The following is an 18,269-nucleotide window of genomic DNA, read 5'->3' on the forward strand; positions in this document are numbered from 1 at the left end:
CTAAATCCTTATTTAACTCCTAACTTCTGAAAAAGAGGTTAGGAGTACTTTTGTTAATCCCAGTATGATTCAATAAATGTATCGCGTCCTGATTTTGCTCGATCTTCCTTATATTCTTTCTCGTTTTTTTTATAAAAATCTTGGTGATAGTCTTCGGCAGGATAAAACGTAGTAGCAGGTAATATTTCTGTTACAATAGGTTGTTTGAATCTTCCGCTTTGCTCTAGAGCATCTTTAGATTGCTTTGCAATTTCCTTTTGGGTTTCATTGTGTACGAAAATTGCGGTTCTATATTGTGGACCGCGATCGTGAAATTGTCCGCCGTCGTCTGTTGGATCAATTTGTGGCCAATATAGATCTAAAATCGTTTGGTAGCTTATTTTATTCGGATCATATACGATTTGAACAGCTTCATAATGCCCAGTTGTTCCTGTTTTCACTTGTTCATAGGTTGGATTCTCCACATGGCCACCTGTGTAGCCTGATAGGACGCTTTCAACGCCATCCCATTGGTCAAAAGGTTTCACCATACACCAGAAGCATCCACCAGCAAATGTTGCTTTTTCGAGTTGATTATTCATGTGTTTCACACTCCTCTAGATCTTAATTCGATATGTTACCACTTTTTTTGCGAAGAGAACAGAATTAAGTTCTAAAACTACTTTGAAAAATATATAATTATTTACAATTAACTACATTTTATGTTTAATTTAATTGTGAGGGGGCGATCATTTGAACGATACGTGTAAGTTAGATTTTTCACAAATGGTTGAGAATCTATTAAGTGGTGTCATCATACTAGATAAGAGAGACATCGTGTATGCCAATTCTTATGTTTATCAAATTCTACAATACGAAGCAAATGAAATTAAAAATATTGATCAAATATTACATCCGGAATACTATGAGGTTTGTAAGGAACGGTTAAATCGAGTCTATAATAAGCAAGAAACCGTCGAATTAATGGAACAAAGATTCATTCAAAAGTATGGTTCTATTATAAATGTAGAACTATTCGCTACCCCTTATATCGTTGATGACAGAATATTTGCACAAGTTCATTTTCGGGATATTTCGGAAAGTAAACAATACAAAAAAGAACTTGAGCATAGTAGATACAAATATCGTATGATAAGCGAAAATATATCTGACATCATCTCCGAAGTATCATTAGAAGGAACTATTCTATACATATCTCCATCGATAAAAGAATTAATTGGATACGACGCCAAAAATCTTATAAACGAACCGTTATTACATTTTATTCATGAGGACGATCATGAAACAGTTCGTCAGTTAAAAGAACAGCTGCTTAATGGCGAAAAACAAGTGACAATTCGTTACCGCGCTCGGAAAATACAAGGTGATTACGTGTGGGTTGAATCACGGGGTAAGCTTATGCATCACGAAAATAATACCACCGTTATTATCGATACAAGAAATATTACGCAACGGTTAAAGACAGAAAAATTGCTACGTCAATCTGAGAAGCTGGCTGTTATTGGAGAATTAAGTGCGGGAGTAGTTCACGAAATTAAGAACCCTCTTACCTCCATTAAAGGCTTCCTACAATTAATGGAAGCTGGGACTATTAAAACAGAAGATTACATAAGTATCTTAAACATTGAGATTGAACGAATTGAACAAATAGCAAGTGATTTATTAGGATTCGCAAAGCCTAGCGAGGAACTAAAACCAGAAAATCTGGAGGAGGTATTAGATGAAGTCATCTTCCTCTTAAACGCACAGGCGGATAAAAAGAACATAATGATTGAATGGAATAAACCTACAAAGCATGTACCGGTTCTTGGAGAAAAAACACAACTAAAGCAAGTATTTATAAACTTGATTAAAAATGCCATTGAAGCTTCCGAGTTTAATACAAGGATAGTAGTGAAAATGGAAGAACAAGATAATAACGCCATCATTAGGATCGTAGATCAAGGACACGGCATACCAGAAGAAACCTTATCAAAAATTGGGGAGTCATTTTTCACAACGAAGGAAAAAGGGACGGGTCTCGGATTAATGGTGACCCACAAAATAATAGAGAATCACAAAGGGACTATTGAAATAGAAAGTGAAGTGGGGAAAGGTAGTACATTTACCGTTAGGCTACCTATCTTTTTAGTAAATGTTTCAGCTTGATACGGACCTTTTCTTTCTATTATACTAGTATGGTTCGAGATACTAGATGTCCGAAGAGAGAAGGGTTAAACATGAATCGCTCCAATATTTTATTAGTGGATGGTATGGCATTACTATTCCGCGGTTTTTATGCGACTTCCTATTCCGGGAATTATATGGTAACTAGTAAAGGTGTACCAACGAATGGGATTTTTGGATTTCTGAAATATTTTTTAAATGCAATTGAAACGTTTCAGCCAAGTCATGTTATTTGTTGCTGGGATATGGGAAGTAAAACGTTTCGAACTGAATTATACAATGCATACAAAGCGAATAGAGGGGAACCGCCAGTAGAGCTTATTCCTCAATTTGACTTAGTAAAAGAAGTAGTCGAGGCTTTTGATGTCCCGAATGTTGGAGTGGAGGGATATGAAGCAGACGATTGTATTGGTACGTTAGCAAAGCAATTTGGTCAGGATCATGATGTGTTAATCGTCACTGGAGATCAAGATATTTTACAGCTTGTTGATACGAATATCTCTGTTGCTATTATGCGAAAAGGCCAAGGAAATTATGAGGTCTTTGAAAAAGATTCTTTTACGGAACAAAAAGAGTTAACACCTGCTCAAATTGTAGATTTGAAAGGCCTAATGGGAGATTCGTCGGATAACTATCCTGGGGTAAAAGGTATTGGAGAAAAGACAGCGATTAAGCTGTTAAAGCAATATGATTCCGTCGATGGAATATTACTTCATTTAGATGAGTTATCAAAGGGAATAAAGTCCAAAATTGCGTCTGATTTGGATATGTTACATTTGTCTAGAAAATTGGCTGAAATCCATTGTGAAGTGCCAGTCACCTGCTCTTTAGATGCTGCGATTTGGAAAACGGATTCTGAACTAGTAGAAGCGAAGCTATTAGAGCTTGAAATGAAATATGATGCGGTTCGTTGAAAAAGCAACCTCATTTGCTACATCTTAATTGGATAGTGAACTCCACAATGAGAAACACTATCCATGGAGGTGTTTTTCATGACTAAGAAAAATCGTAATAGTAATAAACAACCAGGGACTGGTGTTAATCCACAAGGACTAACAGAGGATGTTGCAAATCAACGTCCAAAGTCTCAACTAGAAGATCGCGCTAAAAAAAGAAATACGAAAATATAAGGTTATGGAGCTTCCATAACCTTTTCCTTCGTAATTAGAGGAGGATGGTTGCATGAAAAACATACACGATACCCCGGTATTTGGTTCTTTAGTAGACGACAAAACTAGATGCTCCCATTATCATGGGCCAAGTGATATTATTGCTATTTTATTTCCATGCTGTCAACGGTTTTATCCATGCTACAAATGTCACGAAGAGCACTCGGATCATCCGCTATTAAAATGGAAAAAACAAGCGTTTGATTCTAAAGCTATACTTTGTGGAGAGTGTGGTTCTACACTAACGATCCATGAGTATGTGTCGCATAGTGCTTGTCCGACCTGTCATGCTTCATTTAACCCAGGATGCAAACTCCACTATCCCGTTTACTTTGAATGGCCTATTGAAACCGTTGAAGAATAGAGAAAAACTCTTTAACATAATGGTAGAACACCTTTTCAGAAGGAGCAAGATTGCGGTGCTTCGGTATAATGATACCAACAGATCTTCTAAGCTCAGGTGATTCTATCTTTATTTTTTTCGTAAATCTAGGTGTGGATTCATAAAATGTGCTTTCTGGCAAAATGGTTACCCCGATACCTGCAGAGACTAGTCCTTTAATGGCGTCTAAATCCTCTCCTTCAGACGTAATTTTAGGTGAAAATCCTGCTCGTTTACATCCATCCACTACAATCTTGTGTAATACATAGCCTTTTGGAAAGACGACAAAATCTTCGTTCCGTAAGTCGCTTAAATGGATGCTTGACTTTTCGGAAAGTGGGTGCTTTATTGGAACTAAGCCATACAAGTTTTCCGTAAATAGAATATGTCCGGAAATATCCGGGTCATCGGTTGGAACAGGTCCTAAAAAAGCAACATCTATTTCCCGATTTTTTACAGCGTCAATTAAGAATGCGTAAGACCCTTGACGTAACTGGAAAGCAATATTTGGATATTTCTGTTTGAACTCTGAAATAACCGTAGGTAATAAATGTCCAGCTAAGCTTGTAGGAAAGCCAATCTTTATTGAGCCGCGTTCTGGATCTAGGTATTCATCTATTTGCTTTTTGGCGTGATCAATCGCTTTCATAGCTGTTTTTGTATGTGTTAAAAATATCTTACCAATTTGTGTAAGTTTAACATTTCGTCCTTCTCTCTCAAATAAAGATACTCCTAATTCCGCTTCCAAATTGGCAATTTGCCTACTTATAGCAGATTGAGCTACATGTAGGTTTTCGGCAGCTTCTGATACATGTTCCCGTTCTGCTACTTCCATAAAATAACGTAATTGTCTAAGCTCCAATTTGCTATTCCTCCCCAATTCATCTCAAAGTGAGATAGTTTTAATCTATATTATATATTGTTTGGATTAATAAGAAAACCTACAATAGAACTAAGACACCTTTAAAGGAATAGAGAGAACGGGGGCGTAAACATGACTTTTAGTAAAATGCCGAAGGCGCAGGGTCTATATCGTCCTGAATTTGAACATGATGCATGTGGAATTGGTTTGTATGCACATCTGAAAGGCCATGCAACCCATGACATCGTAAAACAAGGTTTAAATATGCTTTGTCAATTAGATCACCGTGGTGGTCAAGGAAGTGACCCGAACACAGGTGATGGGGCTGGACTTATGGTTCAAATTCCGGATCAATATTTTAGAAAAGTTTGTGATGGTTTTCACTTACCTGAAAAAGGGCGCTATGGAGTCGGAATGGTGTTCTTTTCTCAGAACAAACAAGAGAGAGAAGAAATTGTGGAACAAGTAAACGCTCTTATTAAGGAAGAAGGGCAAGAGCTTTTGGGCTGGAGAGATGTACCAACCGATGTCAGAAAAGTCGGAATAAACGCACAAGAAACGTGCCCGGTAGTGAAGCAAGTATTTATTGGCGCGCAGGAAGAATTGGATGATTTAGCTTTTCAACGCAAACTGTATGTGATTCGAAAACAAGTTGAGCATTGGGCAGAAAAAAAAGAATTGCGCTTCTATTTTGCAAGTCTTTCCAATCAAACGATTGTTTATAAAGGGTTGTTAACACCTAGCCAAGTGGATGAGTTTTATTTAGATTTGCAGGATGAAGATTTTGTCTCTGCTTTTTCTTTAGTACACTCCCGCTTTAGTACGAATACTTTCCCGAGCTGGGAACGTGCACATCCAAACCGTTATTTAATTCATAACGGGGAAATTAATACGATGCGTGGAAACATTAACTGGATGCGAGCCAGGGAACAACAGTTTATTTCGAAAGCATTCGGAGATGATTTAAACAAGCTACTACCTATTTTAAATGATAATGGAAGTGATTCTTCTGTTTTAGATAATGCGTTAGAATTTTTTATTCTAGCCGGAAGAAAGCCTGCTCATGCAGCGATGATGTTAATTCCAGAGCCGTGGGAAAAGAATGAACATATATCGCCTGAAAAGAAAGCTTTCTACGAATATCACAGTACGTTAATGGAACAATGGGATGGTCCAACGTCTATTACCTTTACAGACGGAAAGCAAATTGGAGCCATATTAGACCGTAATGGGTTAAGACCTGCACGGTATTATGTGACCAAAGACGACTACATTATTTATTCTTCGGAGGTCGGTGTAATCGACGTAGAAGAAGAAAACGTTTTATACAAAGATCGATTAAGTCCTGGAAAAATGCTATTAGTGGATTTAGAACAAGGAAAAATCATTGCCGACGAAGAGTTAAAAGCTGAGATGGCGAATGAACACCCTTATCAGGAGTGGCTGGAAGAACAGCTTGTTACGTTAGATAATGATGTAAACGTAGTGGAAGAGGATCCGGTCCATGATTTATTAGCAAGACAGAAAGCATTTGGCTATACGTATGAAGATGTTTATAAGTATCTCCTTCCTATTGTAACGGAGGGGAAAGATCCAATAGGTTCAATGGGGAATGATAGTCCATTAGCGGTTTTGTCGGAACGTCCTCAATCCTTGTTCAACTACTTTAAGCAATTGTTTGCACAAGTAACGAACCCTCCGATTGATGCTTATCGTGAGCAGATTGTAACCTCTACTTTGACTTATTTAGGACCTGAAGGGAATATTCTGCACCCGGATAAAACCAATTGTCATCGAATACAGTTAGATAGTCCGGTATTATCTAACCAACAATTAAAAGCACTTAAAGAAAACAAATTAGATGGATTTACAAGCAAAGTGATTTCTTCTTTATTTGAAGACAATTTGGAACAAGGGCTAGATGCGATTTTTAAGCAAGCAGAAGAGGCTATTTCATCGGGAGTAAATCTATTAATTCTATCAGATCGAGGAATGAATAAACAAAAGGTAGCAGTTCCAGCCTTGTTAGCAGTAAGTGGACTACATCAATATCTCGTAAGGCAAGGAAGTCGGACAAAAGTAAGTATTATTATCGAATCTGGTGAAACCAGAGAGGTTCATCACTTTGCTACATTGATTGGTTATGGAGCAGATGCTATTAATCCATATCTAGCATTTGAGACATATAAACAAGCTATTGTAGACGGTGCATTGTCTGTCAGCTACCCACAAGCTGTTCATAAATACATGGACGGGGTAACGGAAGGTGTTATTAAAGTAATGTCCAAGATGGGGATCTCCACTGTTCAAAGCTATCGTGGTGCCCAAATTTTTGAAGCCGTTGGAATTAGTGAAGAAGTCATGAAGAAGTATTTCACAGGGACTGCCTCTCAAATTGGTGGAATAGGATTAGAAACGATTGCGAAAGAAACGAAGCTTCGTCATGAAGAAGGTTACAAAGATGCTGTGGATCAAACATTGGAAGCAGGTAGTGATTTCCAATGGCGAAAAAATGGAGAACACCATGCGTTTAATCCAAAAACGATTCACACCCTTCAATGGGCATGTCGTCGAGGGGATTACAATCTCTTTAAAGAATATTCATCAGCAGCAAATGAAGAGCGCATAGGATTTTTACGAAATTTATTTGAATTCAAATCTACAAAATCTATTCCTTTAGAGGAAGTTGAATCCGTAGATAGCATCGTAAAACGATTCAAAACAGGTGCTATGTCCTTTGGTTCTTTAAGTAAAGAAGCACATGAAGCGCTTGCTATTGCGATGAATCGTTTAGGTGGAAAAAGTAATAGCGGTGAAGGGGGGGAGGATCCTACTCGTTACGAATTAGACGAAAACGGGGATTCTCGTCGAAGTGGAATTAAACAAATCGCATCCGGGCGTTTTGGCGTTAAGAGTCACTATTTAGTAAATGCTGATGAGCTACAAATTAAAATGGCTCAAGGTGCAAAACCGGGGGAAGGCGGTCAATTACCAGGAAATAAAGTGTATCCATGGGTAGCAACTGTTCGTGGTTCTACACCAGGAGTTGATTTGATTTCTCCACCACCTCACCATGATATTTATTCTATCGAGGATCTAGCTCAACTCATTCATGATTTGAAGAATGCGAATCGTGATGCACGTATTAGTGTGAAACTGGTAGCGAAAGCAGGCGTTGGTACGATTGCAGCAGGTGTAGCGAAAGGTGCCGCAGATGTCATTTCCGTTGTAGGGTACGACGGTGGAACTGGTGCTTCACCGAAGACTAGTATTAAGCACACAGGATTACCATGGGAACTTGGTCTAGCAGAAGCGCACCAGACGTTAATGCTGAATGGCTTAAGAGAACGTGTCATTCTTGAAACAGACGGAAAGCTTATGACAGGAAAAGACGTCGTAATGGCTGCTTTACTAGGTGCAGAGGAATATGGATTTGCGACAGCTCCACTTGTCGTGCTTGGCTGTGTTATGATGCGTGCTTGTCACATTGATACTTGTCCAGTGGGGGTTGCCACACAAAATCCTGAGTTACGGAAGAAATTCATGGGAGATCCGGACCATGTTGTCAACTTTATGAGATTCGTTGCAGAAGAAGTGCGTGAAATTATGGCAGAGCTTGGATTCCGAACGATGGATGAAATGGTTGGAAGAACAGATGTGTTAAAAGTTGGAGCACGTGCTCAATCACATTGGAAAGCAAAAGATTTGGATCTAAGTACGCTTTTATATCAACCAGAAGGTGGTAGAATTCGTAAAACTGCACAAAACCATAAAATTGAGGAATCTCTAGATGTAACCAAAATATTACCTATGGTTAAACGTGCTATTGATGAGGGCGAAAAAGTAGATCATAGCTTCTCCATTCGAAATATTAACCGTGTGACCGGTACGATTGTAGGAAGTGAAATCTCTAAGAAATATGGAGAAGAAGGACTTCCAGACGATACAATAACGTTGCGCTTTAAAGGATCAGCAGGTCAAAGCTTTGGTGCATTCGTACCGAGAGGGATGACAATGATTATAGATGGGGATGCAAATGATTATGTCGGAAAAGGATTATCCGGTGGTAAATTAATCGTATCCTCTCCAAAAGAATCTACTATTCTAGCAAGTGGAAATGTAATAGCTGGTAATGTTGCATTTTATGGTGCTACATCAGGAGAAGCGTATATCAATGGCTTTGCAGGAGAACGTTTTGCTGTTCGTAATAGTGGAGCACGAGTAGTTGTTGAAGGAATCGGTGATCACGGGTGTGAATATATGACAGGTGGTCGTGTCGTCATACTTGGTGAAGTTGGGAAAAACTTCGGAGCAGGGATGTCAGGCGGTATAGCTTATGTCTACGCAGAGGATAAAGAGAAGTTTAAGAATTTAAGTAACCAAGAAATGATTGAGTTTGAATCGTTAACAGATCATGAAGAAATAAATGAATTAAAAACGATGATACAAAATCACTTAAACTACACAAATAGTAGTAAAGCTGCTGGAATCTTAAATAATTGGCAAGATGCATTACAGCACTTTGTAAAAGTTATTCCGAGTGACTTTAAACAAATGTTACAGCAAATTGATCAATTAAAAGTAGCTGGTATGAGTGATTCAGAAGCTCAAATGACAGCTTTCCAAGCAAAAAAGGCAAATAAGAGTGTTACTAATGCACCAGAAAAAGTAGCGGTCAAGTAGAAAGGAGAGAGAGAAATGGGAAAAGCAACAGGTTTTATCGATTATAAGCGTGAAGAAGCCCAGGAACGAAATCCAAAGACTCGTTTACAGGATTGGAATGAATACTCTGCTCCTTTCTCAGATGAAGTGTTACAACGGCAAGGAGCACGCTGTATGGATTGTGGGACTCCTTTTTGTCACATTGGAATGGAGATTGGTGGGGCAACCTCAGGTTGTCCTGTCTACAACCTAATTCCAGAATGGAACGACCTTGTGTATAAAGGGAGATGGAAGGAAGCGCTGGAACGTTTAATGAAGACCAATAACTTTCCTGAATTCACAGGAAGAGTTTGTCCAGCCCCCTGTGAAGGATCTTGTACAGTAGCGATTTCTGATCCTGCTGTAACGATTAAAAACATTGAAAGAGCAATCATCGACAAAGGGTTTGAAAATGGATGGATCACTCCTCGAATCCCGAAAAAGCGTACTGGTAGAAAGGTTGCAATCGTCGGCTCTGGTCCTGCAGGTCTTGCAGCCGCTGATCAACTAAATCAAGCTGGACATTCTGTTACTGTGTATGAAAAATCAGACCGTATCGGTGGCTTACTTATGTACGGAATTCCAAGCATGAAGCTAGAAAAGCGTGTTGTGGAGCGCCGTGTAAACTTATTGAATGAAGAAGGTATTTCATTCGTAACCAATACGGAAGTAGGAAAAGATATTACATCCACTGAATTAAATAAACAGTTTGACGCAGTTATCCTTTGTACTGGTGCGCAAAAGCATCGTGATTTAGTCATTGAAGGTCGTGAATCTAAAGGGGTAGAATTTGCGATGGATTATTTAACACTATCTACCAAAAGCCTGTTAGATTCGGATTTAAAAGATGGACAATATATTGATGCAAAAGGTAAAGATGTTATTGTAATCGGCGGTGGAGATACGGGTGCTGACTGTATTGCAACTGCTTTACGTCAAGATTGTAACAGTATCGTACAGTTTGGGAAACATCCGCAATTACCGATGGCTAGAACATCCAATAACCTATGGCCAGAGTATCCTCATGTATTTGGGCTAGAATATGCACATAAAGAGGCAAAGGCAAAATTTGGGGAGGATCCTCGTCAATATTCGATTCAAACGAAGAAGTTTGTATCAGATGAAAACGGTAATCTTAAGGAGCTTCATACGATTGAGATGAGAAAAGTACGAGATGAAAGTGGTATGTTCGTCTATGAGGAAATACCAGGAACTGAAAAAGTATGGCCAGCTCAGCTTGTTCTTATAGCGATTGGGTTTGAAGGCCCCGAACAAGAAGTGCTAAAAGAGTTTGGTGTTCACGTTCAAAATCGAAAAGTAGCAGCAGAATATGGAAAATTCGAAACGAGTGTAGATGGAGTATTTGCTGCCGGAGATGTTAGAAGAGGACAAAGTTTAATTGTTTGGGCGATAAATGAAGGTAGAGAGGTTGCTCATAAGGTCGATCATTATTTAATGGGGGCTAGTACTTTACCTAGCCAGCTTGCTATGTAATATGGCAATGACATTAAGGGTAGACCTGATGCGTTGAACGCATCAGGTCTATTTCTAGTTACAGTTGGTCAGTAACTGGATAATCCTTTGAGGAAGTATGAAGTTTGATAAAGTGTTATTATAGAGGTACTAAATCATGACATAGATGAGGGGAATAGTATGGAAAATCAAGAGATACAAATAACGTACACTACAACGGAAAAACCGAAGCCAAATGCCGAATCATTGGAGTTCGGCAAAATTTTTACGGATCATATGTTTATAATGGACTACTCCTTAGAGGATGGCTGGCATAGTCCGAGAATCCTGCCTTATCAGCCTATTACACTGGATCCCGCGGCCATTGTATTTCATTATGGACAAACCGTTTTTGAAGGGTTAAAAGCCTATAAAACAAAGGATGGACATGTTCGGTTATTTCGTCCGAATAAAAATATGGAACGATTAAATCGGTCTAATAGAAGACTTTGTATCCCGGAGATTGACGAGGAGTTTGCCTTACAAGCAATTCGAGAACTAGTGAGATTAGAAAAAGATTGGATTCCAACAGCTCCAGGAACGTCATTATACATACGTCCGTTCATAATCTCCACAGAACCATACTTAGGGGTAGCACCATCAAAACGGTATCAGTTTATTATTATTTTATCTCCTGTAGGCGCTTACTATAAAGAGGGGATTAATCCTGTGAAAATCGCAGTTGAACAAACGTTTGTTCGCGCTGTGAATGGTGGTACAGGAGAGGCTAAAACGGCAGGGAACTATGCTTCAAGTCTAAAGGCTCAAGAGCTGGTTGCTGAAAAAGGCTATGCACAGGTTCTATGGTTAGATGGTGTGGAGAAGAAATATATCGAAGAAGTAGGAAGTATGAACATGTTCTTTAAAGTAGACGGAGAAGTGATTACTCCTAGTTTGAACGGCAGCATATTAGAAGGGGTTACCCGCAACTCGGTTATTACACTGTTACAGCACTGGGGAATTCCAGTAATCGAAAAAAAGATATCCATCGACGAGATTTATCAAGCATATAAAGATGGATTATTAGAAGAAGCGTTTGGTACTGGGACAGCTGCCGTTATTTCACCAGTTGGCGAATTGTCCTGGAACGGTGAAAAGCTTGCAATTAACGGCGGCAAAATCGGAGAGGTTTCCCAGCGGTTATATGATACACTAACCGGAATTCAGTATGGGACAAAAGAAGATACCTTTAATTGGATTATTGAAGTTTCTTAGTCACAGAAAAAGTCCACAATAGAAAAATTAAGCACTCCAACTTTTGGAGTGCTTAATTTATTTGTAAATAAAGCCGGTGTTTTTGGTAATGCTAACAGAAGACTGATTGCATACAGACAGTCAAACGAAAAAGAAGGGAATGTGTAATCAGCTTGTCTAAACAACCAAAACAAGGCTTAGTTATATTGGCAATAAGTTCGATTCCGTTGATTATGACACTTGGGAATTCAATGTTGATTCCTATTTTACCAGCCATGCAATCAAACTTAAAGCTTAGTTCATTTCAAGTGAGTATGACGATTACCATTTTTTCTATTGCCGCGGCCATCTGTATTCCTATATTTGGCTATTTGTCCGATCGATTTTCAAGAAAAGCAATTATCGTACCATCCCTTATTATTTATGGACTCGGCGGATTGCTAGCAGGAATAGCATCTGCTTGGATAGATAATGCTTATTTGTGGATCATTGTCGGACGCACCTTACAAGGGGTGGGAGCTGCAGGAACCGCACCTATAGCAATGGCTCTAACAGGGGATTTGTTTAAAGGCGGTCAACAGAGTAAAGTACTTGGATTGGTAGAAGCATCCAATGGTTTTGGGAAGGTTTTATCTCCTATAGTTGGTTCAGCTTTAGCTTTAATCGTTTGGTATGGTCCTTTTTGGGGATTTCCTATTTTTTGTTTAGTTTCTGTTCTACTAACAGCATTTTTCGTAAAAGAAAAGAAAAAAACGAAACAGCCACCACCGTTTGGGAAGTATGTCAGAGGTTTATTCTCTGTTTTTAAAACGGAAGGTAAGTGGCTGCTTACCACTTATTTGGCAGGAGCTACCTGTCTCTTCACGTTATTCGGCGTTCTTTTTTATATTTCCGATGTATTGGAGACAGAATATAACATCGATGGCATATTAAAGGGCTGTATCCTTGCCATTCCTTTATTATTTCTGATGTCGACTTCTTTTACGACAGGAAGCAAAATTGGGAAAAACCTAAAGGTAATGAAGAAGTTAATTATTGTCGGTTTGTTAATCATGACACTTTCGTTTGTCTCTCTCGTCTTTTTTGAACGTTTGATCCTTTTCATTGGGATACTCATATTAAGTAGTATCGGAACAGGACTCGTTCTTCCTTGCCTGAACAGCCTAATTACTGGTTCCGTAGGGGCAGCAAGACGAGGAGTCGTTACATCCTTATACGGTTCTGTTCGTTTTTTAGGAGTTGCAGCAGGACCACCGGTTTACGGATGGCTGATGAGCTGGTCAAGAACAGGAATGTTTCTATCAACAGCAGGATTAACTTTATTCGTATTCTTATTATGCTTACTACTCATTAAACCGGAAAATAATACAGCGGGTAACGAATCGGATAGCCAAACAAATACGTTGTTTACGAAACTTCAACTAACGAGTGAATAGGAGGAGATTTTTGTGCAAATTTATTTTTCACCAGAATTCTTAAAAGAGGATGCTCAAGTCTTAAATATATTAGATGATAATGACAAAGCAGTGGGATACATGGCTTTTCTTATGGAAGAAACCAAGATGTATGTGTATGGACAATTAGAAGAAGAAGGGGTTTATGAGGATTTTAAAGATCTGGTTAATCCATATTTGCAAGGTCTTTCTAAAATCAAACCGAAACTCGAAGTGTACACATACTTAACAGTTGGTGGAAAGAAAGTGGAGTTAGAAAAGAAAGAGGATAAGAGTAAATCCGAAGAGAAATCCTAACACATCTAGGCCAATAGATGAATACCATATCCTAGCTCAGTAATGAGGGGGATGGATATGGAAGTCATTTTCCAGTTATTAGAATGGCAAAATATATTAGTTCTAGTAGTGGGGATGTTAATTGGAATTGTTGTAGGAGCACTACCGGGTTTAACCCCAACAATGGGCGTTGCATTAATGATCCCATTCACGTTTACACTTGGCCCGACGCAAGGACTAATTATATTAGGAAGTATATTTTGTGGAAGTGTATATGGAGGTTCTATCCCTGCAATTTTATTCAATGTGCCAGGGGCACCCGCTTCTGTAGCAACTACCTTTGATGGCTATCCCATGACAAGAAACGGTCAAGCTCGAAAAGCATTAGAATTGTCGACCATTTCCTCTGTTGTGGGTGGCTTATTTGGTATGTTGCTTTTACTTTTCTTCGCACCAGTATTTGCACAATTCTCTTTGGAATTTGGGCCAGCCGAAAATCTATGGATTGCTTTATTTGGCCTAACCGTTATTGCAGCCATTTCCGATGGTTCCGTCACAAAAAATCTAATCGGCGGCTGTATTGGGGTTTTATTAGCCTGCGTTGGCATTCACAGTATTACAGGAACCCCACGATTTACATTTGGAATGGAAAGCTTTGTTGGCGGTTTCAATATTGTAGCAGTGTTGATTGGATTATTTGCGTTTCCGCAAGCGATTAATATTTTAGAAGGGTTAAAGAATTCTAACTCAAACAATAAGAATACGTATTCCTTTGAACCTTCCTCCATAGTAGCATCCTTTAAAACAATCTATCGAAAGCCTAAGTCCTTACTAATTGGTAGTGGGCTTGGGATGTTTGTCGGAATGATTCCAGGGGCAGGTGGAAATATAGCGTCTATTCTTGCTTATAATGAAACGAAACGGTTTTCAAAGGATAAAGCTTCCTTTGGGAAAGGGGATCCACGAGGAATCATTACGTCAGAAAGTGCTAACAACGCAATGATTGGAGGAGCACTGATTCCACTATTAACGTTAGGGATTCCAGGATCACCAACAGCTGCTATATTTCTAGGCGGTTTGCTCATTCACGGAATATGGCCAGGCCGAAGTTTGTTCGTAGAACATGCTGATACAGCGAACTTGTTCATGCTTAGCATGGTAGTAGCACAAATTGCTTTACTAGTAATTGGATTAGCCCTAATCCGCTACTTTGTCAAATTGTCCTCCATTCCAGCATACATCATGGCACCTGTTATTTTGTCTTTTTCTATTATTGGAGCTTATACAATGCAGAACAGTGTGTTCGATGTGTACACCGTTGTTGGGCTTGGGATTGTGATGTATCTGTTGCAAAAAGCTAATTTTTCTGCAGCCCCAATCGCTTTAGGGTTTATCTTAGGTCCTATTGCAGAGGAAGGATTGCTACAAGGGATTCAAGTAGGAAAAGCAGAAGGCTCCGTTTGGACGTATTTTTTCACTGGTGGCTGGAATATCGCTTTATCTATGTTAGTAGTAATCACCATCCTAGCTTCTATCTATCAAGCTTGGAAACAACGGAAACCAAAGTCGGAATACGCTCAGCGTAACCATATAAGGTTCTTTTCAGTTCCCGCTATGGTATGGTTAGGAATTGTTATTCTATGCGCTATTAGTATGTATTGGATGATAGGACTTCCTCCACAGCAAAAATGGTTTCCACTATTTACAATGCTTGCATTCGTAATTTTAGCCGTTATTGAATATGGAAAAGCACTTTATCAGCCAAATACGGATATATCATCGTGGAAACCATCCTCAATTTGGTTTTTAATTGTGTTAGTGTGTATTCTTTCTTCTGGATTAGTTTGGATTGGTTTCTACAGTCAAGTATTTCTACTCTTAATGAGTGTTGCGAGTTTTGCTAAATGGAAGCGATGGATTGAAGTGTCTTGGCTCCGAATATCGTCTATTTCTATTTTATTTACAGCTGCAATGTATGCAATCTTTACAGTCGTGATTAAAGTTCCACTTCCGTACGCAATTTCACTATTTTAATATAGAATGTTATGGGACCAAAAGAAACTTGGTGGGAAAAGTGTTAACAATGGATGAGAAAATGTAAAGTAGCAATAACACTGTTTTTGTTGTTTTTGGTTATTGGAGGGAGTTGCTCGTGAAATAACAGTAGAAACTGCTCCTCCTTAAAATGTATTGTTTGTTTCTCCAAATGGCAACGACAAAAACATTGGAAGTAAACAAAAACCTTTTAAAACGATTCAAAAGGAAGTAAATATAGCAAATTCAGGAACTAAAATATATGTAAGAAATGAATAAAGAACAAATCGTTTTCCGATTGGAAAAATAATAATAAATTGTGTTCACAGTTTTGGAATTCCAGAAAGATAGTATTATGATGTGGACTTGGATTCTAATGATAACTTACAGATAGTAAGGCACTTGGGGGAGTATTCCAAGTGCCTTTTACCATTGAATAGACTTATAACCCTGGAAACTTGCTATGGAAAGGTTAGAAGACTACCGTTTTTATTTAGGGATATCGATGGTTTCTAATAGTGCCTTATATTTTTCTTGCCTATTTTTCATATCCTCTTTAGCTTCGTTTCGATCCATAATTAGCATATCTGCACCTGCTTTTTTCATGTCCGCAAGAAATTCTTCATCCTCCATCAGCTTTAAGAAAGCAGCTTCCAATTTCTCAATAATCTCTGGTGGGGTACCTTTTACAGCGGCAATTCCACGATCCGTACTCATTATAACGGTTGGATATCCAAGCTCCTTAAAAGTAGGAAGGTCTGGCATAAAAGAATGACGTTCTTCTGTGGCAATTGCCAAAGGGGTTACATCATCTCCTAACCTGTAAATATCGGATAAATTTCCAGCAACCACGTCAATGTGACCACCTAAGAGTGCAGCTATCGCATCCGACGACCCTTGATAAGGAACAGCTTCTACTTGAATACCAGCGGCTTGCTCAAGAAGGAGAATGGCAAGATGCTGTCCAACATATTTGCCTGGGTTCCCGATAGTCATAGTATTTGGGGATTCTTTCGATTTTGAAATTAATTCATCCAGCGTTTGAATATCACTATCTCCCTTTACAGCAAATACAGTTGGATCACCGCCCCAATTAATCAATGGCTCAAATGTATTTAATTGGAAGGTTGTATCGCTAACTAAAGGCTGTGTAATGATATGCGGGAGGTTATACGCCGCTAACGTGTATCCGTCTTCCTTAACCGTTGAAAACTCATTCCATCCAACTTGGCCTCCGCCACCTGGCTTATTCACAACGACCAATTCTTGGCCGAGATATTTCTTTGCATGTTTTGCAATAATCCTTGCCTGTGTATCTGTGGCAGCTCCAGCTGAAAAGGCAACAATCAGCTGTATGGACTTCTCTGGAAAATCCTTGGTGGAAGAAGCCTGTTTGGAACAACCAATCATTCCAATACTGAGTAAGATCAGAACGAATCCTATCACGAACTTTTTCATGATATTTCAGCCCCTTTCTAGAAAAGGGTATGCAGCAATCTTACGTTTTAAATGTTGTCCTTCAAAATTCAGTTTTTTAAGTGCGTTGTAATTTGGATATTAACAACCGCAGCCAATGAAAGGATCGTTTTTCGGTATGGATATCGTCTACTACTTTGGTCGAAATCCATTGACAGATTAAAGCTTGGACGATAATCTGCCAAGCTATAATTGTACCGGTTAATATAAAGACAGATCCATTAAAAAAGAGGAGTGGTTTACCGGGTGGTATATGGCGATATTTGGTCACAATGAGAGCCATTACTCCCATGCCTCCATTCGATACATTTTGCTTTAATAACATCCCAATTCCGTTTCCGAGAATAATGGCTCCAATGATTAAGTCAATCCATACGTTAAAAGGAGATATCATGTTGCTACAGATGTGTACACTAATCGAAGTTATGGTAATAGCATACATGGTACCAATCGCACTTGCATTGCCAAGCCAATAGATAGCTGCAACGAGTAACGAAAAGTTCACAAGCCATAACGCGAAACTAAGCGGCATGTTAAACCAATAGTTTAACAGAACCGCAATGCCTGCTGATCCCCCGGAAGGGATGGAATGAGGAAATAAAAAGACAGCCATCGCCAGTCCTTGCAAGAAGCTACCAGCTGTTACATATCCGTATTTGTATAGAAAATCATTCATAATAATATTCTTCTTTTAAACAAAGATTTAATGGTTTCATGCAAGTCACCTCGTACGACGAAATAAAAAAACTTGTCCTACTCCATGTGTATTTCTATTGACATCATTTCATTACAGATAAGCTAGAATGTTATACATAAAAACGCTTGACAGTAACGCAACAATAAACCATAATAATTTTTAACAATTCCAAAAATTTAGTGATGATAAGGATTAGTAAAAGGAATTCTACATCAAAGAGAGTAAAACCCATTGGCTGAAAGGTTTTACAGATGTAAGAGCCTTTGAACCTACCCTTGTAGCTTGTTGAGCTAAAAACTCAACCGTAAGAACCAGCGTTAATGGATTGAGGGGATTTAGATAGGAT

General features: G+C 38.8%; 15 protein-coding genes and 1 other annotated feature (1 of these 16 cut by a window edge). Of the genes, 11 read left to right on the plus strand and 4 right to left on the minus strand.

Translation table 11 applies throughout. The features are described 5' to 3' along the window. Nucleotides 1-53: 53 nt before the first annotated feature. The gene (gene msrA, locus FN924_RS09100) at nt 54-581 is read right to left on the minus strand and encodes a peptide-methionine (S)-S-oxide reductase MsrA (protein WP_143893775.1); all 528 of its coding nucleotides are present in this window, start codon (nt 579-581) and stop codon (nt 54-56) included. 151 nt (nt 582-732) lie between these two features. Here msrA and FN924_RS09105 point away from each other — a divergent pair, with 151 nt between their 5' ends. From FN924_RS09105 to FN924_RS09120, 4 genes are all read left to right on the plus strand, one after another. Then, nucleotides 733-2,148: a PAS domain S-box protein gene (locus tag FN924_RS09105; protein ID WP_143893777.1), complete on the plus strand. Its 1,416-nt coding sequence runs from the start codon at nt 733-735 to the stop codon at nt 2,146-2,148. A 71-nt stretch (nt 2,149-2,219) separates the two neighbouring features. Beyond that, on the plus strand, nt 2,220-3,080 hold the full coding sequence (locus FN924_RS09110) for a 5'-3' exonuclease (RefSeq protein ID WP_143893779.1): 861 nt from the start codon (nt 2,220-2,222) through the stop codon (nt 3,078-3,080). Nucleotides 3,081-3,158: 78 nt separating this feature from the next. Further along, complete coding sequence (locus FN924_RS09115) at nt 3,159-3,296, plus strand: small, acid-soluble spore protein L (protein WP_143893780.1); 138 nt, start codon at nt 3,159-3,161, stop codon at nt 3,294-3,296. A 52-nt stretch (nt 3,297-3,348) separates the two neighbouring features. Then, a complete protein-coding gene (locus FN924_RS09120) occupies nt 3,349-3,699 on the plus strand; it encodes a CHY zinc finger protein (protein ID WP_143893782.1) in 351 nt (116 codons plus the stop codon). Here the strand turns inward: FN924_RS09120 and FN924_RS09125 are convergent. Then, nucleotides 3,677-4,579 (minus strand): glutamate biosynthesis transcriptional regulator GltC, encoded by a 903-nt coding sequence (locus FN924_RS09125; protein ID WP_143893784.1) that lies wholly within the window; start codon nt 4,577-4,579, stop codon nt 3,677-3,679. The two genes, FN924_RS09120 and FN924_RS09125, sit on opposite strands and share 23 nt — an antisense overlap. 132 nt (nt 4,580-4,711) lie before the next feature. Between FN924_RS09125 and gltB the strand changes: the two genes are divergently transcribed. The 7 genes from gltB to FN924_RS19860 all read left to right on the plus strand — a co-directional run bounded on the left by gltB (nt 4,712) and on the right by FN924_RS19860 (nt 16,029). Further along, nucleotides 4,712-9,262, plus strand: coding sequence for a glutamate synthase large subunit (gltB, locus tag FN924_RS09130; RefSeq protein ID WP_143893786.1), 4,551 nt, complete (start codon nt 4,712-4,714; stop codon nt 9,260-9,262). Nucleotides 9,263-9,277: 15 nt separating this feature from the next. Next, nucleotides 9,278-10,774: a glutamate synthase small subunit gene (gene gltD, locus FN924_RS09135; RefSeq protein ID WP_143893788.1), complete on the plus strand. Its 1,497-nt coding sequence runs from the start codon at nt 9,278-9,280 to the stop codon at nt 10,772-10,774. A 159-nt stretch (nt 10,775-10,933) separates the two neighbouring features. Continuing rightward, entirely contained in the window at nt 10,934-12,007 is a 1,074-nt protein-coding gene (locus FN924_RS09140; protein WP_143893789.1) for a branched-chain amino acid aminotransferase, read from the plus strand. Between the two features lie 212 nt (nt 12,008-12,219). After that, on the plus strand, nt 12,220-13,422 hold the full coding sequence (locus FN924_RS09145; RefSeq protein WP_407692017.1) for an MFS transporter: 1,203 nt from the start codon (nt 12,220-12,222) through the stop codon (nt 13,420-13,422). 12 nt (nt 13,423-13,434) lie between these two features. Beyond that, the gene (locus FN924_RS09150; RefSeq protein WP_143893793.1) at nt 13,435-13,737 is read left to right on the plus strand and encodes a hypothetical protein; all 303 of its coding nucleotides are present in this window, start codon (nt 13,435-13,437) and stop codon (nt 13,735-13,737) included. Between the two features lie 57 nt (nt 13,738-13,794). Continuing rightward, entirely contained in the window at nt 13,795-15,750 is a 1,956-nt protein-coding gene (locus FN924_RS09155; RefSeq protein ID WP_158633976.1) for a tripartite tricarboxylate transporter permease, read from the plus strand. Nucleotides 15,751-15,906: 156 nt separating this feature from the next. Then, nucleotides 15,907-16,029, plus strand: coding sequence for a DUF1565 domain-containing protein (locus FN924_RS19860; protein WP_143893797.1), 123 nt, complete (start codon nt 15,907-15,909; stop codon nt 16,027-16,029). A 210-nt stretch (nt 16,030-16,239) separates the two neighbouring features. Here FN924_RS19860 and FN924_RS09165 read toward each other — a convergent pair whose 3' ends face one another. Together FN924_RS09165 and FN924_RS09170 are read right to left on the minus strand one after the other, a co-directional pair. Further along, nucleotides 16,240-17,208: a tripartite tricarboxylate transporter substrate binding protein gene (locus FN924_RS09165; RefSeq protein ID WP_143893799.1), complete on the minus strand. Its 969-nt coding sequence runs from the start codon at nt 17,206-17,208 to the stop codon at nt 16,240-16,242. A gap of 76 nt (nt 17,209-17,284) precedes the next feature. Then, nucleotides 17,285-17,902, minus strand: coding sequence for a YitT family protein (locus FN924_RS09170; protein ID WP_143893801.1), 618 nt, complete (start codon nt 17,900-17,902; stop codon nt 17,285-17,287). Between the two features lie 194 nt (nt 17,903-18,096). Next, nucleotides 18,097-18,269, plus strand: a binding site (T-box leader) (it continues 52 nt past the right edge of the window).

Source organism: Radiobacillus deserti (assembly GCF_007301515.1).
Classification (GTDB): domain Bacteria; phylum Bacillota; class Bacilli; order Bacillales; family Amphibacillaceae; genus Radiobacillus; species Radiobacillus deserti.

Excerpts from the sequence above, each read along its gene's own strand:
- msrA (WP_143893775.1), bottom strand. The coding sequence starts at position 581 with ATGAATAATCAACTCGAAAAAGCAACATTTGCTGGTGGATGCTTCTGG.
- FN924_RS09110 (WP_143893779.1), top strand. The coding sequence starts at position 2,220 with ATGAATCGCTCCAATATTTTATTAGTGGATGGTATGGCATTACTATTC.
- FN924_RS09115 (WP_143893780.1), top strand. The coding sequence starts at position 3,159 with ATGACTAAGAAAAATCGTAATAGTAATAAACAACCAGGGACTGGTGTT.
- FN924_RS09120 (WP_143893782.1), top strand. The coding sequence starts at position 3,349 with ATGAAAAACATACACGATACCCCGGTATTTGGTTCTTTAGTAGACGAC.
- gltB (WP_143893786.1), top strand. The coding sequence starts at position 4,712 with ATGACTTTTAGTAAAATGCCGAAGGCGCAGGGTCTATATCGTCCTGAA.
- gltD (WP_143893788.1), top strand. The coding sequence starts at position 9,278 with ATGGGAAAAGCAACAGGTTTTATCGATTATAAGCGTGAAGAAGCCCAG.
- FN924_RS09140 (WP_143893789.1), top strand. The coding sequence starts at position 10,934 with ATGGAAAATCAAGAGATACAAATAACGTACACTACAACGGAAAAACCG.
- FN924_RS09145 (WP_407692017.1), top strand. The coding sequence starts at position 12,220 with ATGACACTTGGGAATTCAATGTTGATTCCTATTTTACCAGCCATGCAA.
- FN924_RS09155 (WP_158633976.1), top strand. The coding sequence starts at position 13,795 with ATGGAAGTCATTTTCCAGTTATTAGAATGGCAAAATATATTAGTTCTA.
- FN924_RS09165 (WP_143893799.1), bottom strand. The coding sequence starts at position 17,208 with ATGAAAAAGTTCGTGATAGGATTCGTTCTGATCTTACTCAGTATTGGA.
- FN924_RS09170 (WP_143893801.1), bottom strand. The coding sequence starts at position 17,902 with ATGAATGATTTTCTATACAAATACGGATATGTAACAGCTGGTAGCTTC.